This window comes from Streptomyces sp. NPDC104313, assembly GCF_055583985.1.
Genome location: NZ_JBVJMW010000009.1, coordinates 178,950 through 204,896 on the forward strand (window position 1 = coordinate 178,950; position 25,947 = coordinate 204,896).

At 72.4% G+C, this 25,947-nt stretch carries 21 protein-coding genes and 2 pseudogenes; 13 read left to right on the forward strand and 10 right to left on the reverse strand.

The genetic code is table 11. The features are described 5' to 3' along the window. The first annotated feature begins 63 nt into the window (after window positions 1–63). The 4 genes and pseudogenes from ACZ60Q_RS22270 (at window position 64) to ACZ60Q_RS22285 (ending at window position 3,410) form a co-directional block, all read left to right on the forward strand. Window positions 64–522 carry an ATP-binding protein gene (locus tag ACZ60Q_RS22270; protein WP_469637228.1) on the forward strand — a complete coding sequence of 153 codons (459 nt, stop codon included), beginning with the start codon at window positions 64–66 and terminating at the stop codon, window positions 520–522. A 160-nt stretch (window positions 523–682) separates the two neighbouring features. Continuing rightward, complete coding sequence (locus ACZ60Q_RS22275; RefSeq protein ID WP_469637230.1) at window positions 683–2,095, forward strand: NADP-dependent succinic semialdehyde dehydrogenase; 1,413 nt, start codon at window positions 683–685, stop codon at window positions 2,093–2,095. Window positions 2,096–2,105: 10 nt separating this feature from the next. After that, a pseudogene (locus ACZ60Q_RS22280) lies at window positions 2,106–2,341 on the forward strand (phosphoketolase family protein); the annotation flags it as partial. Between the two features lie 109 nt (window positions 2,342–2,450). Next, entirely contained in the window at window positions 2,451–3,410 is a 960-nt protein-coding gene (locus tag ACZ60Q_RS22285; RefSeq protein WP_469637594.1) for a D-2-hydroxyacid dehydrogenase family protein, read from the forward strand. 27 nt (window positions 3,411–3,437) lie between these two features. Here the strand turns inward: ACZ60Q_RS22285 and ACZ60Q_RS22290 are convergent, their stop codons facing one another. Then, window positions 3,438–4,553 carry a baeRF3 domain-containing protein gene (locus tag ACZ60Q_RS22290; RefSeq protein ID WP_469637233.1) on the reverse strand — a complete coding sequence of 372 codons (1,116 nt, stop codon included), beginning with the start codon at window positions 4,551–4,553 and terminating at the stop codon, window positions 3,438–3,440. Between the two features lie 117 nt (window positions 4,554–4,670). Here ACZ60Q_RS22290 and ACZ60Q_RS22295 point away from each other — a divergent pair, with 117 nt between their 5' ends. Both ACZ60Q_RS22295 and glsA read left to right on the forward strand, forming a co-directional pair. Beyond that, complete coding sequence (locus ACZ60Q_RS22295; RefSeq protein WP_469637236.1) at window positions 4,671–4,925, forward strand: DUF1269 domain-containing protein; 255 nt, start codon at window positions 4,671–4,673, stop codon at window positions 4,923–4,925. Window positions 4,926–4,938: 13 nt separating this feature from the next. Next, a complete protein-coding gene (glsA, locus tag ACZ60Q_RS22300) occupies window positions 4,939–6,288 on the forward strand; it encodes a glutaminase A (RefSeq protein ID WP_469637239.1) in 1,350 nt (449 codons plus the stop codon). 25 nt (window positions 6,289–6,313) lie between these two features. On the opposite strand, the gene ACZ60Q_RS22305 is transcribed toward glsA, so the two are convergent. Then, window positions 6,314–7,132, reverse strand: coding sequence for an endonuclease I family protein (locus ACZ60Q_RS22305; protein ID WP_469637241.1), 819 nt, complete (start codon window positions 7,130–7,132; stop codon window positions 6,314–6,316). A gap of 238 nt (window positions 7,133–7,370) precedes the next feature. After that, the gene (locus tag ACZ60Q_RS22310; RefSeq protein ID WP_469637597.1) at window positions 7,371–7,925 is read right to left on the reverse strand and encodes a GH25 family lysozyme; all 555 of its coding nucleotides are present in this window, start codon (window positions 7,923–7,925) and stop codon (window positions 7,371–7,373) included. Window positions 7,926–8,084: 159 nt separating this feature from the next. On the opposite strand from ACZ60Q_RS22310, the gene ACZ60Q_RS22315 reads away from it, so the two are divergent. From ACZ60Q_RS22315 to ACZ60Q_RS22330, 4 genes are all read left to right on the forward strand, one after another. Next, entirely contained in the window at window positions 8,085–8,297 is a 213-nt protein-coding gene (locus ACZ60Q_RS22315; RefSeq protein ID WP_469637243.1) for a hypothetical protein, read from the forward strand. Between the two features lie 129 nt (window positions 8,298–8,426). Further along, on the forward strand, window positions 8,427–9,581 hold the full coding sequence (locus ACZ60Q_RS22320) for a methyltransferase (protein ID WP_469637246.1): 1,155 nt from the start codon (window positions 8,427–8,429) through the stop codon (window positions 9,579–9,581). A gap of 145 nt (window positions 9,582–9,726) precedes the next feature. Next, window positions 9,727–10,905, forward strand: coding sequence for an acyl-CoA dehydrogenase family protein (locus ACZ60Q_RS22325; protein WP_469637249.1), 1,179 nt, complete (start codon window positions 9,727–9,729; stop codon window positions 10,903–10,905). 303 nt (window positions 10,906–11,208) lie between these two features. Next, window positions 11,209–11,964: an alpha/beta fold hydrolase gene (locus tag ACZ60Q_RS22330; protein WP_469637252.1), complete on the forward strand. Its 756-nt coding sequence runs from the start codon at window positions 11,209–11,211 to the stop codon at window positions 11,962–11,964. Between the two features lie 81 nt (window positions 11,965–12,045). Here the strand turns inward: ACZ60Q_RS22330 and ACZ60Q_RS22335 are convergent, their stop codons facing one another. Further along, the gene (locus ACZ60Q_RS22335; protein ID WP_469637255.1) at window positions 12,046–13,479 is read right to left on the reverse strand and encodes an MFS transporter; all 1,434 of its coding nucleotides are present in this window, start codon (window positions 13,477–13,479) and stop codon (window positions 12,046–12,048) included. Window positions 13,480–13,631: 152 nt separating this feature from the next. Continuing rightward, entirely contained in the window at window positions 13,632–14,906 is a 1,275-nt protein-coding gene (locus ACZ60Q_RS22340) for an MFS transporter (RefSeq protein ID WP_469637258.1), read from the reverse strand. Window positions 14,907–15,354: 448 nt separating this feature from the next. Here ACZ60Q_RS22340 and ACZ60Q_RS22345 point away from each other — a divergent pair. The 3 genes and pseudogenes from ACZ60Q_RS22345 to ACZ60Q_RS22355 all read left to right on the forward strand — a co-directional run. Beyond that, window positions 15,355–15,674, forward strand: a pseudogene (locus ACZ60Q_RS22345) (oxygenase MpaB family protein); the annotation flags it as partial. 30 nt (window positions 15,675–15,704) lie between these two features. Further along, window positions 15,705–17,909 (forward strand): serine/threonine-protein kinase, encoded by a 2,205-nt coding sequence (locus ACZ60Q_RS22350; protein ID WP_469637261.1) that lies wholly within the window; start codon window positions 15,705–15,707, stop codon window positions 17,907–17,909. Between the two features lie 174 nt (window positions 17,910–18,083). Beyond that, window positions 18,084–19,628, forward strand: a complete 1,545-nt coding sequence (locus ACZ60Q_RS22355) for a phytoene desaturase family protein (RefSeq protein ID WP_469637264.1) — start codon at window positions 18,084–18,086, stop codon at window positions 19,626–19,628. Between the two features lie 9 nt (window positions 19,629–19,637). On the opposite strand, the gene ACZ60Q_RS22360 is transcribed toward ACZ60Q_RS22355, so the two are convergent. Genes ACZ60Q_RS22360 through ACZ60Q_RS22380 form a run of 5 tightly spaced genes read right to left on the reverse strand, consistent with a single transcriptional unit; the run spans window position 19,638 to window position 25,945 of the window. Continuing rightward, entirely contained in the window at window positions 19,638–20,612 is a 975-nt protein-coding gene (locus ACZ60Q_RS22360) for an acetylxylan esterase (RefSeq protein WP_469637267.1), read from the reverse strand. Window positions 20,613–20,616: 4 nt separating this feature from the next. Further along, window positions 20,617–23,034: a polysaccharide lyase 8 family protein gene (locus tag ACZ60Q_RS22365; protein ID WP_469637270.1), complete on the reverse strand. Its 2,418-nt coding sequence runs from the start codon at window positions 23,032–23,034 to the stop codon at window positions 20,617–20,619. Between the two features lie 42 nt (window positions 23,035–23,076). After that, window positions 23,077–24,228 (reverse strand): SGNH/GDSL hydrolase family protein, encoded by a 1,152-nt coding sequence (locus ACZ60Q_RS22370; RefSeq protein WP_469637273.1) that lies wholly within the window; start codon window positions 24,226–24,228, stop codon window positions 23,077–23,079. Then, a complete protein-coding gene (locus ACZ60Q_RS22375) occupies window positions 24,225–25,307 on the reverse strand; it encodes a DUF1565 domain-containing protein (RefSeq protein WP_469637275.1) in 1,083 nt (360 codons plus the stop codon). Before ACZ60Q_RS22375 ends, ACZ60Q_RS22370 begins: the two co-directional genes overlap by 4 nt. Then, window positions 25,304–25,945, reverse strand: coding sequence for a hypothetical protein (locus ACZ60Q_RS22380; RefSeq protein WP_469637278.1), 642 nt, complete (start codon window positions 25,943–25,945; stop codon window positions 25,304–25,306). The genes ACZ60Q_RS22375 and ACZ60Q_RS22380 overlap by 4 nt, the downstream gene beginning before the upstream one ends. Window positions 25,946–25,947 lie beyond the last annotated feature (2 nt).

Below are 25,947 nucleotides of genomic sequence, written 5' to 3' on the forward strand. Positions count from 1 at the left end.
CGTACGACGGGGTGAAGTACGACGGGGTGAAACACGTGGGCCTCGTGGTGAGGAGCCTCGACGATGACCGTTCCACTCGACCGGTACTACGCGGTCGAACCGCAGGTGTCGGCAGAGCGCGTTCCCCAGGTGCGGCGGATCGTCGCCGCTCACCTTCGTCACTGGAGTCTCGATCTGCACGTCCGGCCGGTGTGCCGGGCCCTGGACGAGCTCCTGACCAACGTCCACCGGCATGTCGGCGACGGCAACGCCTGCGTCCTCGAACTCCGCTGGACCGGGCGGCACGTGACCGTGTCCGTCGCGGACAACAGCGCCCGGATGCCCCGGTTGCTGCCGGCCGGCGGCGGGCTGAGCCGGGTCATGGCCCTGAGCGACAGCTGGGGCACCTGCCGGACCACGGACGGCAAAGTGGTCTGGTTCACCCGCTACGCCCAGGCGCCGCAGCCCGCGGGCCTGCTCCCGTACGCCCCGCTGCCCGGCGTCCGAACCGCCTGTGACGTTCCCCTCGCGGCGCTCCTGTAGGTGACCGAGAAGGCCGTCCGCGCAACCGGCCGACGTGGAACGTGCCCCCTGGCACGCGTGATCCGCGCCGGCCGGGTGCGTGCGGAGGAGGGGAGGGCCGCGTTGCGCGGACCGGTGCGGCGCGGCACGGTCGGAGTACCGATGCAAGGAGGCCACCGCCATGCCCATCGCGACGGTCAACCCCGCGAACGGCGAACTGATCAGGTCCTTCGACGCCCTCGGCGAGGAGGAGACCGAACGCAGGATCGCAGCCGCCGCCGAGACCTTCCGCCAGTACCGCACCACGCCCTTCGAGCAGCGGGCCGCCTGGCTGAACCGGGCCGCCGATCTCCTCGACGAGGACCGCGACACCATCGCCCGCACGATGACCGTCGAGATGGGCAAGCCCGTCACGGCGGCCCGCGCGGAGGCGGCCAAGTGCGCGAAGGCGATGCGCTGGTACGCCGCCCGCGCCGAGGGGCTGCTCGCCGACGAACACCCGGACCCCGGCGACGTGAAGGACTCCGGCGCCACCCGTGCGCTGGTCCGCTACCGTCCGCTCGGCGTGGTCCTCGCCGTGATGCCGTGGAACTTCCCGCTCTGGCAGGTGGTGCGCTTCGCCGCCCCCGCGCTGATGGCCGGCAACGTCGGACTTCTCAAGCACGCCTCGAACGTCCCGCAGACCGCCCTCTACCTGGAGGACCTCTTCCACCGTGCGGGCTTCCCCGCCGGCTGCTTCCGTACGCTGCTCATCGGCTCGGGCGCCGTCGAGGCGGTCCTGCGCGACCCGCGCGTCGTCGCAGCCACCCTCACCGGCAGCGAACCGGCCGGGCGCGCCGTCGCCGCCACCGCGGGCGACGAGGTCAAGAGGACCGTGCTGGAACTCGGCGGCAGCGACCCCTACCTCGTGCTGCCCTCGGCGGACGTGGAGAAGGCCGCCGCCACCGCCGTCACCGCCCGCGTCCAGAACAACGGCCAGTCCTGCATCGCCGCCAAGCGCTTCATCGTGCACGCCGACGTGTACGACGCGTTCGCCGAGCACTTCACCGCGGGCATGCGCGCCCTGACCGTCGGCGACCCGCTGGCGGAGGCCACCGACATCGGACCGCTCTCCACCGAACAGGGCCGCACCGACCTGGAGGAACTCGTGGACGACGCCGTCGAACGGGGCGCCGAGGCGCTGTGCGGCGGACGCCGTCCCGACAAGCTCGGCGGTGGCCTGGAGAACGGCTGGTTCTACGAGCCCACCGTGCTCGCCGGCATCACCACCGCCATGCGCGTCCACCGTGAGGAGACCTTCGGCCCGGTCGCCACCCTCTACCGGGTCGTCGGCCTCGACGAGGCGATCCAGCTGGCCAACGACACCCCCTTCGGCCTCAGCTCCAACGTCTGGACCCGCGATCCGGGCGAGCAGGAGCGCTGCGCCCGCGACCTGGAGGCCGGAGGCGTCTTCTTCAACGGGATGACCGCCTCGCACCCCGCCCTGCCCTTCGGCGGGATCAAGCGGTCCGGTTACGGCCGTGAGCTGGCCGGACACGGCATCCGCGAGTTCTGCAACGCCACCACGCTCTGGTACGGCCCCGAGCCGTCCTGACAACAGGCCCCGCCCCGGCCACGCCAACCTCCATGTGCGCCGCTACGAACGGAACGGCACCACGACCACGCCGTTCGGCATGGTCGTCCACAACGACCTCGACCGCTGCCGGCTGCTGGTCATGGACGTCGTCGACCGGGAACCCGGTCCCGGCGTCCGCGCCGTCGCCGTACGTCAGAAGTGGCGGACGTCCGCACCTGGCACCACGCCCGGATCCGCGAGCACGGCATGGGCCGGCCGGAGGTCGTGGGGCGGCCGGCGGCGTCGGGCACCGGGCCCTCACCGGGCCCGGTTCTCGTCGCCGGGGCGATGAGCGATCATGGGCGGCGACCCGAGACCCACCGGAGAGGCCGCCATGAAGCTGCGCTGTGCCGTGATCGAGGACTTCCAGTCCGTCGCCACCACCGTCGTCGACTGGTCGCCCGTGACCGCCGACGTCGAGGTCGTGACCTTCGCCGAGCACCTCGCCACCGAGGACGAAGCGGCCGCGGCCCTCGCCGACTTCGACATCGTGGTCACCCTGCGCGAGCGGGTGCCCTTCCCGGCGGAGCTGTTCGCCCGGCTGCCCCGGCTGCGCCTGCTCGTCGCCTCCGGCATGCGCAACTCCGTCATCGACCTCGACGCCGCGAAGCGGCACGGCGTCGTCGTCTGCGGCACCGCCAGCTCCTCCACCCCGCCCGTCGAACTGACCTGGGCCCTGCTCCTCGGCCTGGCGCGCGGGATCGTCCCCGAGGCGGTGGCCCTGCGGGCCGACGGCCCCTGGCAGTCCACCCTCGGCGCCGATCTGCACGGGCGGACACTCGGGTTGCTGGGACTCGGGAAGATCGGCGGCCGGGTGGCGCGGGTCGCAACGGCCTTCGGCATGGATGTCCTGGCGTGGAGTCAGAACCTGACGAAGGAACGTACCGACGAGGTCGGGGCGAGGCTCGCCGCGTCCAAGGAAGACCTGCTGGCCTCCAGCGACTTCGTCTCCGTCCACCTGGCGCTCGGCGACCGGACCCGGGGCCTGATCGGCGCGGCAGAACTCGCCCTGATGCGCCCGACCGCGTATCTGATCAACACCTCCAGGGCGGCCATCGTCGACACGGACGCCCTGCTCGCCGCCCTGGACACCGGAGTCATCGCCGGGGCCGCGACCGATGTGTTCGACATCGAGCCGCTCCCGGCCGGTCACCCGCTCCGCACGGCCCCGCGCCTGCTGGCCACCCCGCACCTGGGCTATGTGTCGCGCGCCAACTACGAGACCTACTACGGCCAGACCGTGGAGAACATCAGGGCCTTCCTCGACGGGCAGCCGGTCCGGCGCCTGGGCTGACGGCGCAGGACCCATCAGTGGCTTCGGTCAGTAGCGCAGCGCCGACGCGATCCGGCCGTGGTCCGCCAGCGAACCGTCCTCGACGAAGACCACATCGGCACCGCTGTCGAGCGCCGCTTCGACCAGTTCGTCGACGATGTCCTCGCGGATCGTGCCGTCCGCGCTCTGCGTGCTCCCCTCGGGCGCCGGCTCCAGGTGCTCGTCGGTCACCTGAACGGTCGCCTGGAAGTGTTCCTCCACCGCGACCAAGCCCGCCCGGCCCTCACGGACGGCGGTCCACACCTCGTCGAGCCCCCCGGCGAAGGAGTGGGCGCTGCGGGCGTTGTCGAGCCGGTTCTCCACCTCCGCGGCCGCCCGGCGAGCGCCCTCACCGAGGGCGGGCCGCAGCTCTTTGAGGACCTCGGCGGGCGACAGGTCGGCCGGTGCGCCCTTGGTGACCCGGCCGACGGCGGACCCGGAGCTCTCGCCGACCTCGTCCAGCAGGGCGAGGGCGGGGGCGAGGCCCATCAGATACAGCGGGCGCGGGTCGTCGGCGAGCACCGCGCGCAGCTTCTCGTCGACAGCGCGGAAGAAGTTCCGCGTCTCCTCGTCGGTGAAGGTGCTCGGAGTGTCCCCGATCCGCTCCTCACGCTGCGGGTTCGGCGGTTCCTTCGGCGCGGTCAGCGGGAAGCCGCCCACTTCCTCAGGGCGGATGCCGTCGCCCGTGCCGATCCACAGTGTCGCGTGGTCGGCGGCGACCGTCAGTGCCCGCAAGGGCCGGGTCTGGGCCTTGGCGGCGACGAGGTTGCGGGTGAGGTAGGTGTCGCTGAGGACGACCCGCTCGGGTGCGGTGCGCGGAAGCTGCCAGATCCAGTACTCGTCGGTGGTGGCGAGGAGCACCAGGGAGTCCATCGCCCCACGCGGGTCCACCTCGGCCGCCGCCCGCTCCAACTGGTCCATGAGGGCGGCCCTGACCTCGCGGCTGACCTGTGGATCGGCGTCGAGGCGGTGCCCGGCCCCGGCCACCAGGTTCCGCAGGCGGACCGGGTCCTGGGCGTTGTCCGGGGCCTTGCGGTGAGTCGGCATGGTCAGGGACAGGGCCGGATAGGGCCGGGTCGCCCGCAGCTCCCGCAACAGGTCGGCGGTCAGGGCGTCCGTATCCATCGTTCTCTCCCGGGGCTGGAACCCGCTCCCGTATGAAGCGGATGCTTCGACGAGTCAATTCATACCTTTTGAATCTAATATGAGCGAGTTGTTGCTCTGGGAGTGCGGGAGGTTGCGATGTCCACGCTCACCGTGTGGAAGTTCCGGACGGCCGAAGGCGCGGAGGGTGTCGAGGAGGCGTTGGAATCCTTTCGGAAGGAAGGGCTGATCAAGATCCTCGACGCGGCGGTGGTCAGCCGGCTCGCCCACCGGGCCGAGCCGCGCACGAAGCAGCCGCTGAACCCCGTCGGCGCCGGGGCGCTCGGCGGGAAGTGCGCGGACGTCGGCATCGACGCCGAGGACGTGCCGCCCGCCCGAGCCGAGCGCGGCTGAGGGGGCGCGGCCCATGAGCGCCGCCGACGCGGTGACCGACTCCCTCCGGAATCTGCGCGCCCGGTTCATCGACGTACGGGAGGGGAGACCGGCCGACTACATCCCCCAACTGGCCCTCGCCGACCCGGACGCCTTCGGGCTGGCACTGGTGAGTATGGACGGACACCGCTACAGCGCGGGCGAGGCCGGGGTTCCTTTCACCCTCCAGTCGGTCTCCAAACCGTTCGTCTACGCCCTCGCGCTCTCCCTGCTCGGCCTCGACGAGGTGAGCCGGTGGGTCGGCGCCGAGCCGAGCGGCGAGGCGTTCAACGCCATCAGCCTCGAACCCGGCACGGGCAGGCCCGCCAACGCTATGGTCAACGCCGGTGCGATCGTCACCACCGCCCTGATCCCCGACACCCCGGACGAACCCGCCTTCGACCGGATCCTGCACTGCCTCGGCTGTTTCGCCGGGCGTGAACTGGACGTCGACGAAGAGGTGTTCAGGTCCGAGGCGGTGACCGGGGACCGCAACCGGGCGCTGGCGTACCTGATCCGCTCCACCGGCACCATGTCCGTCGACCCGGTCCTGGCGGTCGACCGCTACTTCCGCCAGTGCGCGATCCGGGTCACCGCCGTCGACCTCGCCACGATGGCCGCGACGCTCGCCTACGGCGGCGTGAACCCGGTCACCCGCGAGAAGGTCGTCTCGGCCGAGGTCGCCGCCCGGGTCCTCGCCGTCATGGCGACCTGCGGCATGTACGACGGCTCCGGCGAATGGCTGCTGCGCGTCGGCCTCCCCGCCAAGAGCGGAGTGTCCGGCGGTCTCATCGCGGTGGGCCCCGCCCGCTTCGGGGTGGCGATGTACAGCCCGCCGCTGGACGCCACCGGCGGATCGGTTCGTGGCCACGCTGCGCTGGAGGCGATGTCGGAACGCTACGGGCTCCACCTCATGCTCAACCCCGCGCTCCCCGGCTCCACCGTCACCCTCGTCACGACCGCGGACGACCTGCCGTCGGCGCCCTCGGCCGAGCACGAACGGGTCCTCCACGAACAGGTCGGCGTCGTCGTGGCCCAGGGGTCCATCGACTACATGGCCGCGGAGCGCGTGCTGTACGCCCTGGACGAGTCCGGGCCGGACGGGGGCTCGGTCGTACTCGACCTGCACGACGTCACGTCCGTCGACTCCCTGGGCCTGTCCCTGCTGCACGCGGGGCTGGCCCGGCTCGCCGGCGACGGGCGGCGCGCGGCGGTCGTCGATCCGAACGACCTGCTGGGCCCGCCCGACCTTGTGCGGGAACGGACCGGCCAGGACCTGCCGCGCTACGCCACCCGTGAAGGTGCCGTCGAGGGCTGCGCGAGGGTCCTGGCCGGGGAGGAGTGAACCGGTACTGCCGGGTGGGCCGGGACTACCAGATGGAGCGGACCCACTCGGGGTGGTCTATGAACGGGTTCCGGTTGTGCTGGAACCGGTCGAATATGACGTCGTTGCGGCGCTTCTCGAAGGTGTCCGGCGGGTCTTCCTGGCTCCACTGCTTCAGGACGGACAGCTTGCCCATCTTCGGCGCGGACCCGTTGTTCACCTGGTCGTTGGGTTCGAGGTCGGCGAAGGAGTCGTTGCCCTCGTAGCGCACCGCCATGTAGAGGATCATGCGGGCGACGTCGCCCTTGACCTCGTCGCGCGGCTCGAAGGAGTCGCCGTCGGTGAAGTTGCCCGGCGCGTCGCCCAGTTCGCTCCCCCCGTTGTCGAAGTCCTTGTTCCCACGTGTGGAGTTGACCCGGACGTCGGTGGGCCGCAGATGGTGGACGTCGGTGCCCGGACCCGTCGCCGTGCCGAAGCCACCGTGCGACTTGGCCCAGACGTGCTCCCGGTTCCACTGTCCCGAGTTGCCGCCGTTGTCGTTCTTGGACTGGGAGCGCCCGGTGTACAGCAGGACGACGTTGGAGGAGTTGGCGGGATCCTCGTCGGTGGCCTTGAGCGCGTCCCACACCTGGCCGTAGGAGAGCTTGGTCTGGTCGCTGATGATCGTATGCAGGGCGGACTTCAGCTCGGCGCCGGTCTTGCCGAGCGCGTTCTGGTAGTAGGTGTCGTCGAGGGCGGCCGCAGTGGCGGTGTAACGGTCCGGCGAGGCGTCCGACGGGGCCGCGGCGGCGGTGCCGGCGAGCACGGTGACGGCTGCCGCGGCGGCGAGCAGCGGACGCGCGTAGAACGAGTGACGACGGGACATGGGGGGTGTCCTCTCCGGAACGCGGGCGTCGCGACGAGGGCCCTGGGTGGGGGAGCTCGCGCGGCGGCCGTGCGGTAGGTGGTCAGGCGGGAGCCTTCCACACGCACCGTGGCCCACGCGTGAACACTGTGTACCTATCATGTGCAGGTCAAGGGTCGGTCTGCCGGAAGCCGTCGGGGACGCCGTACGCCCCCGGAGATCCAGGGCCTCCGGGGGCGTACGGGGTGGGGGCCCGTCCTTACTGGCCGGCCGCCCAGTCGCGCAGGGCCTTGACCGAGGCGAAGGCGGCCACGTTCCGGTCGAGCGGCTCATCGGTGTACTGGTGGATGCGCCAGTCCGCCTTGATGCGCGGCTTGCCCGCGGTGCCGTAATCGGCGATCCACAGCCCGTCGCCCGCGTAGTCGGTGGTGTCGTGGTCGAGCCAGAAGGTGCGGTTGCAGTAGAGCAGAACCCGGTGGTCGGGCCGCTCCCGCTTCACCGCGCGGATGAACCGGTCCTTGTCCGCGTTGCTCGCCCGCGTCCCTCCACCGGTCTGCTCCCAGTCGACCGCGAGGAGATCGCCCGCCTTCTCGGGGGTCTTGCTCAGGAAGTAGTCCACCTGGTCCGCCACGTCCCCCGGCCAGAGGAAGTGGTAGAAACCGACGACGCACCCGGCGTCCCGGGCCCGTTTCACCTGTGCGTCCAGACGCGGATTGACATAGGTGCGGCCTTCGGTGGACTTGACGAAGACGAAGTCGAGACCGTCCGCGTCGTAGGAGGGCTGATAGGCGCTGACGTCGACGCCGTGGAGCATGGGCACCGCCTCGAAGAGTGTGGAGCAACGACCTCCCTCTCCTGCCCACTCCTCAGGCCTCCCAAGGGCTGATTCACCCTCCCGGGTAACGGGCGTGTGTTCCTCGGATGCGGCCGGGTCCGCAGGGGGCGAGAATTGCCGCAAGAACGAGGAGGCGGCATGAGCGAAGAGCCCGAATCCGTATCCGCGCCCGTGTCCGGGCCGGAGGGCATCACACCCGACCGGCTCCTGCACACGGGAGCGAGCGACCGGCCGAGCCCGGAGGATCTGGTGCTCGCCTCCGGGCGGGACCTGACGCCGGAAACCCTGGAATGGGCACGGCGCAAGCTGGCCGCCGAGGGGCGGGCGGCCATCGACAAACAACTGCCCTGACTCGCCCACCCGGCCCACGGCAGCACCCGGTGGGCGGGTACGCGGAGCGCACGCCGGGGTGGAGGCGGCCAGGGGGCCGGGGAGCGTGTGGGGCGCACCCCGCGGTCCCTCGGATAGCCTGAGTGACATATGAACCGTTTGACGACCTCGCAGGGCGCTTTCGAGCTCGCCCGCTTCCCCGAGCACCCGCGCGACCCCTTCCGGGCGTGGGACGCCGCCGACGAATACCTGCTCCGGCAGCTGACGGACCCCGAGACGGGGCCGGTCGACCTCTCGGGGACGGTCGCCGTCGTCGGGGACCGGTGGGGAGCGCTCGCCACCGCCCTGGCCGCGCACCGGCCCGTCCAGATCAGCGACTCCTACCTGGCCCGGCGTGCCACCCTCGCCAACCTCGCCCGGAACGGTCTCGACCAGGACGCGGTACGGCTGCTCTCCTCCCGCGACACTCCGCCGGACCGGATCGACGTTCTGATCGTCCGGGTCCCCAAGTCCCTGGCGTTCCTGGAGGACCAGCTCCACCGGATCGCCCCCGCCGTCCACGCCGGCACCGTGATCATCGGCACCGGCATGGTCAAGGAGATCCACACCTCCACACTCAAGCTCTTCGAGCGGATCATCGGCCCGACCCGCACCTCCCTCGCGGTGCGCAAGGCCCGGCTCATCTTCTGCACCCCGGACCCCGCGCTGCCGCGTACGCCGAGCCCGTGGCCGCACCGCTACGAGCTGCCCGCCGACGTGGGCCCGGTCGCGGGCCTGACAGCCGTCAACCACGCGGGGATCTTCTGCGCTGAGCGCCTCGATGTGGGCACCCGCTTCTTCCTGAAGCATCTGCCCACCCGGGGCGGGGCCGTCCGGGTCGTCGACCTGGGCTGCGGCAACGGCGTTCTCGGTCTCTCCGCCGCGATCGCCAACCCCGACGCGCACGTCACCTTCGTCGACGAGTCCTACGGGGCGGTCGCCTCCGCCGAGGAGACCTTCCGGGCCGGCGCCCCGGACGGCGCGAAGGCCGACTTCCTGGTCGGCGACGGCCTCGACGGCCTCGCCCCCGGCAGCGTGGACCTGGTGCTGAACAACCCGCCCTTCCACTCCCACACGGCGACCACCGACGCGACGGCCCGCACGATGTTCGCCGGGGCCCGCACGGCCCTGCGCCAGGGCGGCGAGCTGTGGGTCGTGGGAAACCGGCACCTCTCGTACCACACCCACCTGCGCCGGATCTTCGGGAACTGCACCACGGTCGCGGGCGATCCGAAGTTCGTGGTCCTGCGCGCCGTCAAGCGCTGACCGCGAAGCGGCGCACCGCGCTCACGGCTGTCCGCCGGTCCGCGCGACGGACGGACGCCCGCCGGCCCTTCCAGATTCTTGCAACACGTTCTACTGTGTGCGCCGCCGCACACGGACGACGCCGAAGCGAGACTCTGGAGGGGCCGTGCACCTCGAATACACGCCTGAGCAGCAGCGGTTGCGTACCGAACTGCGTACCTACTTCGCGGCCCTGGTGCCCGACAACGCCTACGCCCGCTACGCGGAGCCCGCCGCCCAGAAGCGCTTCTACCGGGACACGGTCCGCAGGCTCGGCGCCGACGGATGGCTGGGGGTCGGCTGGCCGAAGGAGTACGGCGGCCGGGGGCTGACCCCGATGGAGCAGTTCATCTTCTTCGACGAGGCCGCCCAGGCAGGCGTACCACTGCCGCTGATGGCCCTGAACACCGTAGGCCCAACCATCATGCGGTTCGGTACCGACGAGCAGAAGACCCGCTTCCTGCCCGGAATCCTGGCCGGGGAGATCGACTTCGCGATCGGCTACAGCGAACCGGACGCCGGCACCGACCTCGCCGCTCTCAAGACGCGCGCCGTCCGCGACGGAGACGAGTACGTCGTCGACGGACAGAAGATCTGGACCACCAACGGCGACACCGCCGACTGGGTCTGGCTCGCCGTGCGTACCGACCCCGACGCCCCGCCCCACAAGGGCATCACCATGCTCCTCGTCCCCACGAGCGATCCGGGCTACTCCTGCACCCTGATCAACACCCTCGCCTCGCACGACACGACCGCGAGCTACTACGAGAACATCCGAGTCCCGGTGTCCCGCCGCGTCGGCGAGGAGAACAAGGGCTGGCGGCTCATCACCAACCAGCTCAACCACGAACGCGTCACCCTCGCGGCCCACGGCACGATGGCTGTCCGTGCCCTGCACAACGTCCAGCGCTGGACCGCCGACACCGAGCTCGCCGACGGCCGCCGGGTCATCGACCTCGGGTGGGTCCGCGCCCTGCTCGCCCGCACCCACACCCGCCTCGACGCGATGAAGCTGCTCAACTGGCAGATGGTCGCGGCCCTCCAGGACGGCACGCTCACCCCCCAGGACGCCTCGGCGGTCAAGGTCTACGGCTCTGAGGCCCGCCGGGACGCCTACGCCTGGCTGATGGAGATCGTCGGCTCCGCGGGCGCGCTGAAGGAGGGCTCGGCCGGCGCGGTGCTCCACGGCGAACTGGAACGCGGCTACCGGTCGGCCGTGATCTTCACCTTCGGTGGCGGCAACAACGAGATCCAGCGGGAGATCATCTCGTGGATCGGGCTGGGCATGCCGCGCGTGCGCAGGTGAGGGGCGGCCGGCCCTTGGGCCGGAGAGTGGTGCATCCCGGCGCGGCAGGACCGTCGAGATCACCGGCCCCGACGGCCCGAGCGCGCGCAGTCACGACAGGCTCACCGGAGAACCGGCCGCCGGCCACTGAGTGAACGCCCCCGGGAACCGGCCGCCGGCGAGCGCACGGAGGCCGGGCCGGACTCCGGCGCACAGTCGGTGGAGTTCCCTGTCGAACCGGTTCGCGATCCTGGCCGGGGGAAAAGATCGGGAGCGCGCGTCGCCCCGCGCGCCCGATCGTCCACGACCCGGGAGGAACGCGTTATGAGTATGCCGCACCGTCTGATCGGTTCCGGCGACCACAAAGTGCTGGTGCTCCACGACTGGTTCGGGACCAGTTCCGGCTGGGGCCCCTTCCTGGACTACCTGGACGGCGACACCTTCGGCTACGCCTTCCTCGACTACCGGGGCTACGGCGATCGTAAGGCCGTCGGCGGGGCCTACACGCTCGCAGAGATCGCCGACGACGCACTCGCCCTGGCCGGCGAACTCGGCTGGGAGAGCTTCTCCCTCGTCGGCCACTCCATGGGCGGCAAGGCCGCCCAACAGGTACTGGCCCAGGCTCCGGGAAGGGTACGCAAGCTGGTCGGCCTGGCCCCCGTTCCCGCCGGTGTCTATCCTCTGGACCGCGACGGAGAGGCACTGTTCTACGGTGCCGCGCAGGACCGCGACAAGCGACGGTCCATCGTGGACCTGGTCACCGGACAACGCGCTCCCCGGGTATGGCTCGACCTGATGGTCGACCGCTCGCTGGAGTGGTCGACCCGCGAGGCGTTCGGCGGCTATGTGAAGGACTGGGTCACCGCCGACCTCACGGAACGGATCACCGGCAACCCCGTCCCGGTCAAGGTCATCGTCGGAGAGCACGATCTCGCCCTGACCGCCGACGCCATGCGCGCCACGTGGCTCAGCCACTATCCGAACGCCGAACTGGAGGAGATCGCCAACAGCGGCCACTACCCCATGTACGAGACTCCCCTGGCCCTGGCGACCAGCGTCGAGACGTTCCTGCGCGCCTGAGCCCGACCCGCGCGAACCCGACCGCCCCGCGGGGGCCGCGCCCGGCCGGGCGCGGCCCCCGCGGGTTCGGGCAGCGCCCGCCTAGACGGGCTGCTCCTCGCTGGGGGCGGAGTTCTGCGCGGGGGCGGTGCGCAGGGTGAGCAGTGACGCGACCGCGCCGACGGCGGCGAGGGCCGCCGCGCCGATGAAGGCGGCGGAGAACCCGTTGGTGAGCGCGCCGGGGTCGCCGATTTCGCGGGCGCCGTACGCCGCGGACACGGCCGTCATCGCGGCCAGTCCGAGGGCGGAGCCGACCTGGTAGCTGGTGTTGACGATGCCGGAGGCCAGGCCGCCTTCTTCGGGGCGGGCGCTGGACAGTGCGGTGCCGAGGGAGGGGATGAACGCCAGCGACATGCCGGCCGCGGCCAGCAGGGAGGCGGGCAGGACGTCGACCCAGAAGGTGCCGTCGGCCCGGGCGAAGGACAGCCACAGCATGCCGGCGGCGAGGGCCAGCAGGCCGGTGACGATCAGCGGCTTGCTTCCGAAGCGGGCCATCAGACGGGGTGCCAGGACGATCATCATGATCATGATGGCGACCGTCATGGGCAACAGGGCCGCGCCCGAGGCGAACGCGCCCAGCCCCAGGACCTGCTGGAGGTAGAGGTTGAGGAAGAACCACATGGGGATCCACGCGGCGGCCATCAGCAGCTGCGCGATGTTCGCTCCGGCGAGGTTGGGGGCCCGCCAGATGCCCAGCCGCATCAGCGGCTCGCGGCGCTTGGACTGGATGGCGACGAACGCGGAGATCAGTGCCACGCCGGCCAGCAGGACGAGCCAGGTCTCGGCCGAGCCCCAGCCGGTCTCCGGGGCGCGGACGATGGCGTAGACGGCGGTGGCCAGTCCCACGGTGACGGTGGCCGCTCCGGCGAAATCGACGGATCCGCGGCGGACGGGGGAGGAGGGCATGACCGCCGGGGTGGCGGCCAGCACGATCAGGGCGATCGGGATGTTGATGTAGAACACCCAGGGCCAGCTGGCGTACTCGGTGATCACACCGCCGAGGAAGACGCCGGCGGTGCCGCCCGCCGGGGCCGCGGCGCCGTACAGGGCCAGCGCCTTGGTCAGTTCCTTGGGGCGGGAGCCGAAGAGCATCATCAGCAGCGTCAGGGCGGCCGGGGCGATCAGCGCGGCGCCGACGCCTTGCAGGGCGCGCCCGGTCAGTTCGACCCAGACCTCGGACGCGAGGCCGGCGACCAGGGATCCCGCGGCCATCACGGTCCAGCCGGCGACGAAGATCCGCTTGGCGCCGAACAGGTCGGAGAGCCGCCCGCCGAGCAGGAGGAGCCCGCCGAAGGCGACGACGTAGGCGTTGAACACCCAGGACAGGCCCTCGGGGGAGAAGCCCAGGTCCCTCTGCATCTTGGGGAGGGCCACGCCAATGATGGACGTGTCCATGATGACCGTGAACTGGGCCAGGGCTATGAGGACGAGTGCCGTCCAGCGGTGTGGACTGGGAGGGGCGGAGGGAGTTGACATAGCTGTCTCCTATACGGGAGGGGGGTATCTCGCTTCGAGTGAGCAATATACCCCCTAGGGGTATCGAATGATCGTCGGGGCCGATCGGATGCATCTGTCGGGATCGCTGGGCACCGCTACCGGGCCCGTGCGACGTCGGGCGGCAGTGCGTCCTACGCGGCTCTGGACAGGCTGGACCGGTCTGCCGGGAGCCCGCCCGGGACGGGCGCGACGGTCCCGGGCGCGGCTCCTCGCCCGTCGTGGCGTGGCCAAAGGAGGAGGGCGCCGGTCGCGCCTGCCGCGGCGAGCGCCGCGAGGGCGGACCAGGCGGCGGCGAAGCCGGCGTTCGTGCCGAGCCATCCGGCGATGGGGTAGGTGATCAGCCAGGCGAGGTGCGAGAGGGAGAACTGGGCCGCGAAGACCCCGGGGATCGCGTTCGGTTCGACCGAGGCGCGCAGGACCTTGCCGGTCGGGGTGATGACCAGTGCCATGCCGATGCCGATCAGGGCCCAGACGATCGCCGTGCCGGTCCAGGTGGTCAGGCCGGCCGCGACGAGAGTCACCGCGGCGGCCGTGCCACCGGCGAGGACTCCGGCGCCGGTCATCATGACCGTCCGGGCGGCGACCCGGTCGAGTGCCCTGGGCAGTGCGAGGGCGGCCAGAAGGGTCCCGCTGCCGGAGGCGGCGAGCATCCATGCGACGGCCGACTGCGAGCCCCCGAGCTCGTCACGGACGTAGTTGACGGTGTTGACGACGACGATCGAGCCCGCCGCCGCGACCGCGAGATTGAGCGCCATGATGCCGCGCAGCCGTGGTTTCCCGAGGAAGGTCCTGAATCCCGCCGTCGCCCTGTCCCACGCCCGGGTGCGGGAGCTGGGGCGGGCTTCGGGGATGCGTGTCGACAGTACGAGCACGGCGGAGAGGAGGAATCCGGCGGAGGTGCCAAGGAACAGCCGGTCGAAGCTCAGGAACGCCAGGGCGACCGCTGCCAGTACGGGGCTGAGGAGGCTCTCCATCGTGGAGGCGACCTGCGAGGCGGACAGGGCGCGTACGTAGTCGGACTCCTCGGTGACGATGTCGGGGATGACGGCCTGGAACGTCGGGGTGAACGCCGCGGACGCCGCTTGGAGCAGGCCGACCAGGAGGTAGATGTGCCAGATCTCCGTGACGAACGGCAGGGCCAGGACCACCACGGCGCGCACCGCGTCGAGGAGGGCCAGGAGGGTTCTTCTGGGGAAGCGGTCGACGTACGCGGCGGCGACCGGGGCTATGACCACGTACATGACCATCTTGATGGTCAGGGCGGTGCCGAGGACCGCGCCGGCGCTCGGGCCGGCGAGGTCGTAGGCGAGCAGTCCAAGGGCCACGGTGGCCAGTCCGGTGCCGAAGAGGGCGATGATCTGGGCGCTGAACAGGCGGCGGTAGTCGCGGTTGGCGAACAGGCGCATGGCGGTGTTCCTTCCGGGTCCATGCGGCGGGCCGCGGCCCCGCGCCGGAGGCCGCGCCCCGCGGAGGGGGGCGGGGATGTCTCTACGCATCGGCGCAGCTCTCCGGAGTGAGGCCGGCAAGCAGGTTCATCGTGACTCCACCTGTGTGATGTGCCTTCGGGTCTTTTCCGTCCTGGGGACACCCGCCATAACTAGATACCCCCTAGGGGTATTCCAGGGGTGTGCCGCATGAGGCGTCACACGGTTCATGAGCTGCCTGGTCACCGTGAACCGGCCCCGGTCGCCGTCCGACCCGCCCTGCCGGAAACACTCCACCACGGCATGTCGTCGCTCCCGGTCCGGTCCTGGTCCGTACACGTACCGGCACCGCCCCCGCGCACCGCCGAGCCGGAGGTACTCGCGGAGGAAAGACGCCCCTTGGAATGTGCCCAGCCGTCCCCTTTCGTTCCGCGGCCCGCCCGTGCGCCCCCGGCTCGTTCCGGCGCGCGCCCTGGTGCGGCGGCGGATGGTGGCGCTCGTCGATCAGTCCCTGCCCCCGTACGCCCACGAGCTGTACGGCAGGCCCGCCCCGCCCCCGGCTACGGTCGACCGGCGGTCGCGCGTGACCGGCGCCGTCCTGTGCGCGATCCCGGACCGGCTGCGCCGGGGCTGCCGCCCGGCCACATTCCCGGGGCGATGGCACAGCTGGGGTCCGGCAGCCGCCCCTCCGCGTACAAACTCCGCGGACCGGCCGCCATACTGGACGGGCCGGGGAGGGCGCAGCGCTAGCAGCGGAACAACGGGGGCGGGAAGCGGCAGATGGCGGACATCAGGCTGATCCAGAGCCGTTACCGACTGCTCGAGCTGATCGGGCGCGGCGGCATGGGAGAGGTGTGGCGCGCCCGCGACGAGTCGCTGGGCCGTCAGGTCGCCGTCAAATGCCTCAAACCCATGGGGCCCCAGCACGACCAGGCGTTCACCCGCATCCTGCGCGAACGCTTCCGGCGCGAGGCCCGGGTGGCCGCCTCCCTTCAGCACCGGGGCGTCACCGTCGTGCACGACTTCGGCGAGCACGAGGGGGTGCTCTACCTCGTCATGGAGCTCCTCGACGGGCACAACCTGAGCCAGCTCCTGGACGAGAACCAGCAGCACCCGCTGCCCGTCGAGCACGTCGTCGACATCGCGGAACAGGTCGCCGACGCCCTCGGCTACACCCACCGCCAGGGCATCGTCCACCGCGACCTCAAGCCCGCCAACATCATGCGGCTGACCGACGGCACGGTGAAGATCTGCGACTTCGGCATAGCGCGCCTCGGCCACGACATCGGCATGACCTCCCGCCTCACCACCACCGGCCTCGCCATGGGCACCCCGCACTACATGTCGCCCGAGCAGATCAGCGGCAAGGAGGTCGACCACCGAAGCGACCTCTACTCGCTGGGCTGCGTCCTGTACGAAATCGCCACCGGCGTACCGCCGTTCGACCAGGATGACGCCTGGGCCGTGCTCGTCGGACACCGCGACACCCCGCCGGAACCGCTGCGCACCCACCGTGCCGACCTGCCCGGCTTCCTCGACCGTGTCATCCTCGACCTGCTCGCCAAAACCCCCGAGGAGCGGCCCGTCGACGCGGGCGACCTGCGCCGCCGCATCGTCCTCGGCCGGACCGGGGAACAGACCGCGCTGGGGCCGGGAGCCCTCGCCCTGTCCGGGCCCGAGCGGCCGCCGGCCCCCCGCGCGCGGGCCCTGCCCGACTGGACCCGGTCCATGACCGCCGGACACCGGGCGACCGGCGCGCCGGGCCCCGGCGCCCAGCGGCCGGACCCGGCCGCCGGGCTGACGGGCCAGTGGACCACCGCCTCCACCTCCGCCACCGCCCCGTACCCGGGCTCCGTCGTCTCCGGGCCTGCCGGGACCCCCGTCCCGGGCCTCCTCGCCACGCTCGACGACCGGCACAGTGCGGGCATCGACCTCGGCCGCCTGGGCCGCTGGGAGGAGGCGGGGGAGGTGCACCGGGAGGTCGCCGCCCAGCGTGGCCGCGTCCTCGGCCCCGACCACCCCGACACTCTCGCCAGCCGATACGAACTCGGCCTCACCCTCAGCCGTACGGGCCGGGCCGAGGAAGGGCTGGGCGAGTTCACCCGGGTCGCCGAGGGCCGCGAACTCGCCCTGGGCGCCGACCACCCGCAGACGCTCGCCGCCCGCCAGGCGACCGCACACGCGCTGGGCCGGCTCGGCCGGCACGCCGAGGCCCATCAGGTGTACGAGGCGGTCCTCGCCGTCCGCGAACGCGTCATGGGCCCGGATCACCCCGACACCCTGCGCTGCCGCCACAACCTGGCGTTCAACCTCAGCAGGCTGGGTCGGCCCGAGGAGTCCTGGCAGTTGGCCAGGGAGGTCGCCGACGCACGCGCCCGGCTGCTCGGCCCGACGCACCCCGACACCCTCACGACCCGTTACGAAGTGGCGTACACCCTGGGCAGGCTGGGCCGCTGGGCGCAGGCGCTGGAAACCTTCCAGGACGTCGCCCGGGCCCGCGCGAGCACCCTCGGGGCCGATCATCCCGACACCTTCGCCGCCCGCTACGAGGCCGGCATCAGCCTCGGCCGGCTCGGCCGCGACGCGGAGGCCCTGGATCTGTACCGGTCCCTGGTCGCCGACCGCACCCGGACCGCGGGCGTCGCCGACCCCGAGACGCTGCGCGCCCGCCACGGTCTAGGGGTCAACCTGGGGCGGACGGGCCGCTGGGAGGAGGCGCTCGCGGAGGCACGCGAGGTCCGCGCGCTCCGGGAAAGCGCCCTCGGACCCGATCACCCGGACACCGTGGTCAGCCTCCGGGAGGTCGCCGCGGGGCTCGGCTGGCTCGGCCGGTGGAGCGAGGCCCTGGTGGCGTACCGGGAGGTCGCCGAGGCGCGCGGCCGGGTGCTGGGCCCCGGCCACCCCCAGACGCTGGCGGCTCGCGAGGACGAGGCGCACTGCCTGGAGCGGCTCGGACGGTCGGATCAGGCGCCGGACCGCACCTGATCCGCCCGCCCGTCCGACTTCCGTTCCCCTCCCGCCAACCTCAGGGCCAGGAGTACGCCACCCCTGGCCGGGACGGAAGACGGCGTGTTACGAAGGTGCATGCCCGCACCCCGGACTCCCGCACCTCGGACCCCCGCAGATCAGCCCGCCACCCGGGGAGACTCCGCTCCCGGCGTGCCCGACCGCGAACGCTACGACGCCGTGATCGTCGGCGGCGGCCACAACGGCCTGGTCGCCGCCGCCTACCTGGCCGGTGCCGGGCAGTCGGTCCTCGTCCTGGAGCGACTCGGCGCCACCGGGGGAGCGGCGATCTCGACCCGCCCCTTCGCCGGGGTCGACGCCCGGCTCTCGCGCTACTCGTACCTGGTGTCCCTGCTGCCCGACAAGATCGTCCGCGACCTGGGCCTCGACTTCGCCGTTCGCCAGCGGACCGTCTCCTCCTACACCCCTGCCGTGCGCGACGGACGCCCCACCGGGCTGCTCGTCGCGGGCGACGGGACCCGGGAGTCCTTCGCCGCGCTCACCGGCGGCGAGCGCGAGTACGTGGCCTGGCAGCGGTTCTACGCCATGACGCGGCGGCTCGCGACACGGGTCTTCCCGACGCTCACCGAGCCACTGCCGAGCCGGGACGCGCTGCGCGAGCGGATCGACGACGCCGACGCCTGGCGGATGCTGTTCGAGGAGCCGCTCGGGGTGGCCGTCGAGGAGAACTTCACCGACGACCTGGTGCGCGGGGTCGTCCTCACCGACGCCCTGATCGGCACCTTCGCCGACGCCCACGACCCCTCGCTGCTCCAGAACCGGTGCTTCCTCTACCACGTGATCGGCGGCGGCACCGGCGACTGGGACGTCCCCGTCGGCGGCATGGGCGCGCTCACCGACGCGTTGGTCGGGGCCGCCCGTGCGGCGGGCGCCGAGATCCGCGTACGGCACGAGGCGACCCGGATCGAGACCGACGGCACCCGCGCCGAGGTCACCGTCCGCACCCCGGACGGCGAACGCGTCGTCGCCGGCCGCCGCGTGCTCGTCAACGCCTCACCGCAGACCCTCGCCGCCCTGCTCGGCGACACCCCGCCCCCGCCCGCCGAGGGCGCCCAGCTCAAGGTGAACATGCTTCTCACCCGGCTGCCCGGGCTCCGCGACCGGTCCGTCGACCCCCGGCAGGCCTTCGCCGGTACCTTCCACATCGCCGAGGGGTACGGGCAGCTCGCCGACGCCTACCGGGACGCGGCGGGCGGGCGGCTTCCCGCCGCCCCGCCCTGCGAGATCTACTGCCACTCGCTGACCGACCCCTCGATCCTCGGCCCCGACCTCGCCGCGCGCGGCTACCAGACCCTGACCCTCTTCGGCCTGCACGCCCCGGCCCGGCTGTTCGCCGCCGACAACGACGCCGCCCGTGCGGCCCTGTTGAAGGCGACCCTGGCCGAACTGGACGCGCATCTTCAGGAGCCGGTCACCGACTGCCTGGCCCTCGACGAGCGGGGCGATCCCTGCATCGAGGCCAAGACCCCGCTCGACCTCGAGAGGGACCTGCGGCTGCCCGGCGGCCACATCTTCCACCGCGACCTCTCCTTCCCGTACGCGGACGAGGGCACCGGGCGCTGGGGCGTGGAGACCGCGCACGCCAATGTGCTGCTCTGCGGGGCGGGCGCGGTGCGCGGCGGCGGAGTCAGCGGGGTCCCCGGCCACAACGCGGCGATGGCCGCGCTGGGCCGGTGACGCGGTCCCTCAGACCCCGAACACCCCCCGCAGCGCGCCCAGCTTGCGTGGCAGGTCGTACTCCGCGCCGCCCTCGTGACCGTTGTACGGGAACACCTCGATCTCGGCCGGCCCCGCGTAGCGGTGGTAGGCGGCGAACACCGTGGAGGACGGGCAGATCCGGTCCATCAGCCCCACCGAGAACCACGCCGGCGCACTGGCGCGCGCGGCGAAGCTGACCCCGTCGAAGTAGGACAGGGTCTCCATCGCCTCCTCGATCCGGAAGCGGTGCCCCGACAGCCAGCGGGCTATCTCCGCGTACGGTCCGGCGTCCGTGATCTGCGAGGCGCGCCGGAAGTGACAGAGGAACGGCACGTCGGCGACGGCCGCCGACACGTCGTCCCGCAGTCCGGCGACGGCCAGCGCGAGTCCGCCGCCCTGGCTGCCGCCGAGGACGGCGACGCGGCCGGCGTCCACCGCGTCGTGGGCCTTCGCCGCGTCGACGGCCCGGACCGCGTCCGTGATGAGCCGCCGGTAGTAGTGCCGGTGCGGGTCCTCGATGCCCCGGGTGAGGAAGCCCGGCGAGGAGGAGCCGTGCCCCTCGGGCCCGATGTCCGGGGTGTCGGCGGTGTTCTTGCCGCCGCCGCCCTGCCCCCGGTTGTCCATCACCAGGTGCGCGTAGCCGAGCGCGCTCCAGGTCAGCCACGCGTACGGGATGCCCCGGCCGCCGTTGTACCCGATGTACTGCACCACGGCGGGCAGCGGCCCGGAGCGCTGCTTCGGCAGCATCAGCCACGCCTTCACCGACTGCCCCGCCCAGCCCCTGAACGTCACATCGAGTACGTCGACGGCAGCCAGACCCGTCTCGTACGGCACGAACCGGGCGTCGACATCGTGCCGGGCCGACTCCGCGAGGGTCTTCTCCCAGAAGGCGTCGAAGCCGGCCGGCTCCTGCGGCTCGGGGCGGTACTCCCGCAGCCGCTCCAGATCCATGTCGAACAGCAAGGCTCTAGCTCCTCTTCAGGGTGAGGTCGAGGGTCGCGCCGCGCAGCCCCGACGTGTCGGCGGTGATCCGGATGGAGCCCGGGGTGAGCACCGCGCTCACCCGGGGGCCGCCCGAGGCGAGTGTCAGCCCGCGCCCGGCCAGCTCGACCACCACGGCGGACCGCAGCTGGGTGGGATCGGACAGGGCGACGCCCACGTTCCGCCCCTGCGGGCGCACCAGGACGGACGCCGGACCGTCGCAGCTCAGCTCCCGTGCCGAGCCCGCCCGCCAGAAGTTGGCCGCGAGGAGCCCGTCCGCGCCGCGCCGCACCGCGTGCACGGCGGTCGAATCGGAGATCAGCTCCACGGGCGGCGCGGCCGACAGCAGCCCGGTACGCCCGGCCGAGGCGGCGGGGAGCTGGAGGTAGAAGTAGTCGGCCCCGGTGGGAGCCGGGCCATGGTCGTGCCAGAACGTCAGGTACGGGCGGGTGACCGGGGTGTCGGTGCCGTACTTGAGGTTGATCTCCCGCCAGGTCGCGGTGCGATCCTCGCGCAGGGCGTGCACGGTGGCGGGCCGGGGAAAGACGTATCCGCCGGTTCCGGCCAGGTGCAGCCACCGGACGTCCGCCAGCTCGGCGGACCAGCCGGGATCCTCCGGTGCGGGGGCGCCGTTCACCAGGAGAGCGGCGCGCGGGTCGCGCAGTTTGCGGTTCTCCACCACGGTCTCGGCGGTCCCCGCCCCGGCGGTGATGCCCGAACCGACACAGGCGATGACGTCGTCCAGGCAGAACCAGCTCTTGAGCCCGTGCAACGTGCTGCCGAAGGCCCGCAGCTCCATCCCGTAGGCGCCCAGAGTCGTGCCCGGGAGCGCGGTGCCGCCCGCCCAGTCGGCGGTGCTGGTGGTGCGCTGCCCGGCCGCGTCGGCCGGACGCCCGGCGATGACGGTGGTGCCGGGCAGCCTGGCCGGGTCGACGGTGGGCCAGTAGTCCTCGCTGTAGTGGCCGAGGTCGTCGGTATACAGCAGCACCATCCCGTCCGAGAGGTGCCAGCCGCGCAGGTTCTCGTTCTGGATCGACTCGTAGTTGTAGATCCGGGTCGAGTACGCGGAGATACCCAGCCCGAACGCTGGGCGGTGGTGGGCCGCCTTGTCCATCAGAGGGTGCTGCTTGTGGGCGACCAGCGGCCCCCGGGCGGGGACGGCGGAGGCGATCGCACGCTGCGCGGCGACCAGGGACGCGAGGTCGGTCACGGCGAGGAAGTCCCGGTAGCCGTCCTCGGCGATCCACTGCTTCACCAGCGCCGTGAACCGGTCGGCGGGCTCACCCGGGAAGCACGGGATCAGCCGCAGCACCCCCTCGATGACCGTCTGCGCCGACGCGTGCCCCTGCTTGCTCGGCCGGGCGATCTCCCGACCGCACACCGACGCCATCACATCGCCCCGGAACATCAGCGGGTCGAAGCCGTCGTCCACCCAGCCCCGCACGTTGTCGAGATCGGGATCGGTCACCGTCCACGCCGTACCGGCCAGCAGATTGAGCAGCCGCGACAGGTTCCCCAGCAGTTCCTTGCCGTAACCGCCGTTGTACGGGTGCTTGTCGTGCTGGAGGAACGAGCCGTCGGACGAGAAGCCCTCGCCCGTGCCGGACGCCGCGCCGCCGGTGTCGTTGAAGGCCAGGACGCTGTTGGCGCCCGAACCCTCGACGTCGGACAGAGCGTCCCGGACCCGGGCCAGCGCGTCGCCGTCGCCGCGCAGCACCGCGTTGACGGCGACCACGGTGGAGACCCACACCCGGTTGGCACCGGTCGCGATCTGCCGGTTCGCCCGCCACAGGTTGGGGTCCGGCGTGTAGTGGAACACGGCGGCCGTGACCCGCTCCAGGCGCTCCGCGCCCAGCTCGTCGTGGAGCAGCACCGCCGTGTCGTTGAGCGCGAGCGCCGCGCCTATCTCCCAGTCCCAGTCGTTGTCGAACCGGCTGTGACCAGGGCCGTAGCGGTGGGTGAGCATCCAGTCGACGCCGCTCAGCAGCTTCGCCAGCAGCGCCGCGTCCGCGTGCTGCGGGGTGCCGGGGACCGCCCAGGCGGTGGCCGCCGTCGCCAGCCGCTTGAACGCGGTCGTGACGTGGTTGGAGAGCGTCGTGCTGGTCAGATCGGGGAACAGCCCGTCCGTACGGGACGGGTCGAGCCCGGTGGCGGCGGTGGCCCCGGCCCGCCCCACGCGGGCGGTCGCCGCGGCGATCCGCTCGTCGTCCCGGTCGAGGCCCGGGCCGCCGGTCAGCAGCGTGTGCCAACGGGTGCGCAGTGCCGCGGCGTCCTCGGCCCCGGTCCGTGCCGTGTCGGAAGCGGCGTGGGCGGGACCGGTGAGGGTCAGGGGCAGCGTCGCCGCCGCGCCCAGGGCGGCCGCACCGGTCAGGACGGTACGCCGGGTGGTGCCTCGGTTCGTCATGTCGCCTCTCACGGAAGGTGTCGGCTCACGGAAGGTGTCGGCTCACAGAAGGTGCCGGCGGTCGACAGCGGCGGCGAGCGCCGCGTGACCGGATGGGCCCGGATGCAGACCGTCGCCGCTGTCGTGCGCGGGGAGCATCCGGGAGGGGCGGTCCGGGTCGCGCAGTGCGGCGTCGAAGTCGGCCACCCCGTCGAAGATCCGCCCGGTGCGCACAGCCCGGTTGATGTGCCCGCGGACCGCGTCCAGCTCGGGCGACCAGCGGGTCCACCCCTCGAACGGGGTGATGGTGGCGCCCACGACCCGCAGCCCGGCGCCCCGGGCGCGCAGCGCCACCTGCCGGTAGCCGGCCAGCACCCGGTCCGGACCGCTCTGGCCGGGCGGCTGCTGGAGGTCGTTGACGCCCAGGTGGACGAGGACCGTCCGCAGCCCCGGCAGCCCGAGTACGTCCCGGTCGAAGCGGGCCTGGCCGCCGGGCCCGAAGCGCAGGTCGTCCAGGAGCAGCCGGTTGCCGCTGATCCCGAGGTTGGCGACGGCCGAACCGGGCAGCCGCCGCGCCAGCTGGTCGGGCCAGCGCAGATCGGCGTCGTCGGGTGTGCCGACGCCCTCCGCGATGGAGTCGCCGAGCACCGCGAGCACCGGGCCGCGCGCTCCGGTGGTCTCCACCCCGCTCAGCAGCAGGACCGACCGGGTGCGCATCCCGTCGACGGTGTGCCAGGCATGGGTGTTGCGGTGGAAGGAGAGCGGACCGGTCGGACCGGGGATCCGCGTCCGTACCTCCAGCCGCGCCCCGTCCGCGACCCGCAGCCCCGCGACGGGGTCGGTGGTCAGACTCGCGCCCGCCGCCAGCCACTCCTGGTTCCGCCCGGCGAAGGTCACCGGCCGGCCGTCCGCGGTCACCGGGCCGACCAGTACGGGTGCGGGCCCGAAGGTGTTCGCGTACCGAAGCCGGACCGCTCCGCCGGCCGACAGCCGCAGCACGGCCGTGCAGTCGCCGTCGGTGAGCCCGGCGTACGCCACCGGATCGGTGGCGGTCGGCGCGGTCTGGGCGGTGGCCCAGGACGTCGTCCAGCGTGAGCGTGCGGGGCCGGCGGCGTCCGTCGCCCGCGCGTCCGTCGCCGTGGCGGCGACCGCGGCGGCTCCGGCCGCCGCAGCCGCGTACAGGACTCCGCGTCTCGCGGGCCCCCGGCCGGTCACGGGCACACGCCGGTCGGGTCGTAGGAGCCGCCGTAGGTGCCCACGGCGTCGCCGCCGGTGTTGCCGCTCATGGTGTTGGAGCAGACCTGACCCTGCGGGGTGCGCATGAACTTGATGCCGCCGCCCGCGTTGCCGGTGATGGTGTTGCCGTAGACGGAGGTCGCGGTCCCGTCCGTCGCGGTGTCCCCGCCGAGCCGGACGCCCGCGCCCACGTTGTCGTGGACGGTGTTGTACCGGAAGATGTTGCCGCTGCCCCGGGCGTCGAGCCCGCCGGAGCTGGGGTCGCGCTGGCCGCTGCAGTCGTTGTGCTCGACGTAGTTGTTCGTCGCGTTCTCCTTCACGTCCACGCACTCGTTGCCCCGCGTGACGATGGTGTTGTGGTGGATGCGGTTGTTCCGGCTGACGTCGGCCGCCGCGTCCGGGGCCCCGTTGGATCCCTGTTGCTCGGGGGCCGTGCCGAGGTAGATCCCCTCGCCGTTCTTCCCGCCCCCGTCGAACACGAAGTCGGCGACCCCGCAGCCGGTGATGGTGTTGTCGTCCACCTCGGCCCCCGTGACGAGATAGCGCAGCCGCAGGCACTCGTCGGCCGCGTTCTTGAGGGTCATACCGGTGACGCGCAGCCCGCCTACCCCGTTTCCCGGGGTCGTGCTCATGACATAGATGAGTTTGAGGCGGTAGCCCGAGACGTCGGACGCCGACCCGTGCAGCCCGTCGACGGTGAAGCCGCTGAGCGTCGTGCTGTCATGCCGGACCTGGATGATCCGGGCGTCGCCCGCGCCCTTCACCACGGCGTCCGAGGGGCCGGTGATGGTGACCCCGGCCCGTGCGGTCACCACGTCCTGCCGGTAGGTGCCCGGGGCCAGGCTCACCACCGCGCCCGACGGAGCCAGATCCACCGCCTTCTGGATCGTGGCCAGCGGGGCGCCCGCCGACGTACCGGCGGCTGTGTCGCTCCCGGACGGCGACACGTAGTACGCGCTCGCCGCCGGGGTGGCGGCGGCCGAGGGGGTGGTCGCGACGAGCGGGGCGAGGCCGAAGACGAGCGCGGCCGCCAGGGCGGTGCGTGGAAGACGGGTCATGAAGTGTGCCTCCTTGGATCGGCGAAGGACAGGGCGAGCAGGACCGGAACGCTCGGGCCGAGCAGCAGCGGCCCCAGCGGTACGACGAGGGAGAGCAGGACGGCGGAGATCACCGCGCCGAGCAGGGCCGTGCCCCGGGCCGGTGACCCGAAGCCGAGCGACAGCGCACCGGCCGACCAGGACCGGACATCGCCGTCCGGACCCCGGCCCGCCTCGGCCGCGAGGGCCACATGATGGATCACGAACGCCGCCGCGATGCCCACCTGCGCGGCCAGCAACGGGAACGTCCAGGCCTCCGAACGGCCCAGCAGAGACACGGTGTTGACGGCCAGGACAGCCGCCACGGCCGTGGACAGCAGACCGTGGAGCCACAGCGCGCGCCAGTACCCGCCGAAGGCGGCCAGCGTGTTGGTGAAGCAGCGGCTGTCCCCGTCCACCCGCCACCGCGCAAGCGCGCGGCCCATCGCGGCGAGCGCCGGCAGCCAGGTCACCATGCCCAGCGCCAGCAGCGTGAACGCGGCTCCGGCGGCGGCCGGGTAGGCGACGAACTCCAGTCGGCGCAGCAGCGCCGGCCAGCCGGACGGGGTGGCTTCGGGAACGGGCGGCGACGCCACCGCCCCGCTGAGAGGTGTCCCCATGA

Excerpts from the sequence above, each read along its gene's own strand:
- ACZ60Q_RS22270 (WP_469637228.1), top strand. The coding sequence starts at position 64 with ATGACCGTTCCACTCGACCGGTACTACGCGGTCGAACCGCAGGTGTCG.
- ACZ60Q_RS22275 (WP_469637230.1), top strand. The coding sequence starts at position 683 with ATGCCCATCGCGACGGTCAACCCCGCGAACGGCGAACTGATCAGGTCC.
- ACZ60Q_RS22285 (WP_469637594.1), top strand. The coding sequence starts at position 2,451 with ATGAAGCTGCGCTGTGCCGTGATCGAGGACTTCCAGTCCGTCGCCACC.
- ACZ60Q_RS22290 (WP_469637233.1), bottom strand. The coding sequence starts at position 4,553 with ATGGATACGGACGCCCTGACCGCCGACCTGTTGCGGGAGCTGCGGGCG.
- ACZ60Q_RS22295 (WP_469637236.1), top strand. The coding sequence starts at position 4,671 with ATGTCCACGCTCACCGTGTGGAAGTTCCGGACGGCCGAAGGCGCGGAG.
- glsA (WP_469637239.1), top strand. The coding sequence starts at position 4,939 with ATGAGCGCCGCCGACGCGGTGACCGACTCCCTCCGGAATCTGCGCGCC.
- ACZ60Q_RS22305 (WP_469637241.1), bottom strand. The coding sequence starts at position 7,132 with ATGTCCCGTCGTCACTCGTTCTACGCGCGTCCGCTGCTCGCCGCCGCG.
- ACZ60Q_RS22310 (WP_469637597.1), bottom strand. The coding sequence starts at position 7,925 with ATGCTCCACGGCGTCGACGTCAGCGCCTATCAGCCCTCCTACGACGCG.
- ACZ60Q_RS22315 (WP_469637243.1), top strand. The coding sequence starts at position 8,085 with ATGAGCGAAGAGCCCGAATCCGTATCCGCGCCCGTGTCCGGGCCGGAG.
- ACZ60Q_RS22320 (WP_469637246.1), top strand. The coding sequence starts at position 8,427 with ATGAACCGTTTGACGACCTCGCAGGGCGCTTTCGAGCTCGCCCGCTTC.
- ACZ60Q_RS22330 (WP_469637252.1), top strand. The coding sequence starts at position 11,209 with ATGAGTATGCCGCACCGTCTGATCGGTTCCGGCGACCACAAAGTGCTG.
- ACZ60Q_RS22335 (WP_469637255.1), bottom strand. The coding sequence starts at position 13,479 with ATGTCAACTCCCTCCGCCCCTCCCAGTCCACACCGCTGGACGGCACTC.
- ACZ60Q_RS22340 (WP_469637258.1), bottom strand. The coding sequence starts at position 14,906 with ATGCGCCTGTTCGCCAACCGCGACTACCGCCGCCTGTTCAGCGCCCAG.
- ACZ60Q_RS22350 (WP_469637261.1), top strand. The coding sequence starts at position 15,705 with ATGGCGGACATCAGGCTGATCCAGAGCCGTTACCGACTGCTCGAGCTG.
- ACZ60Q_RS22365 (WP_469637270.1), bottom strand. The coding sequence starts at position 23,034 with ATGACGAACCGAGGCACCACCCGGCGTACCGTCCTGACCGGTGCGGCC.
- ACZ60Q_RS22375 (WP_469637275.1), bottom strand. The coding sequence starts at position 25,307 with ATGACCCGTCTTCCACGCACCGCCCTGGCGGCCGCGCTCGTCTTCGGC.
- ACZ60Q_RS22380 (WP_469637278.1), bottom strand. The coding sequence starts at position 25,945 with ATGGGGACACCTCTCAGCGGGGCGGTGGCGTCGCCGCCCGTTCCCGAA.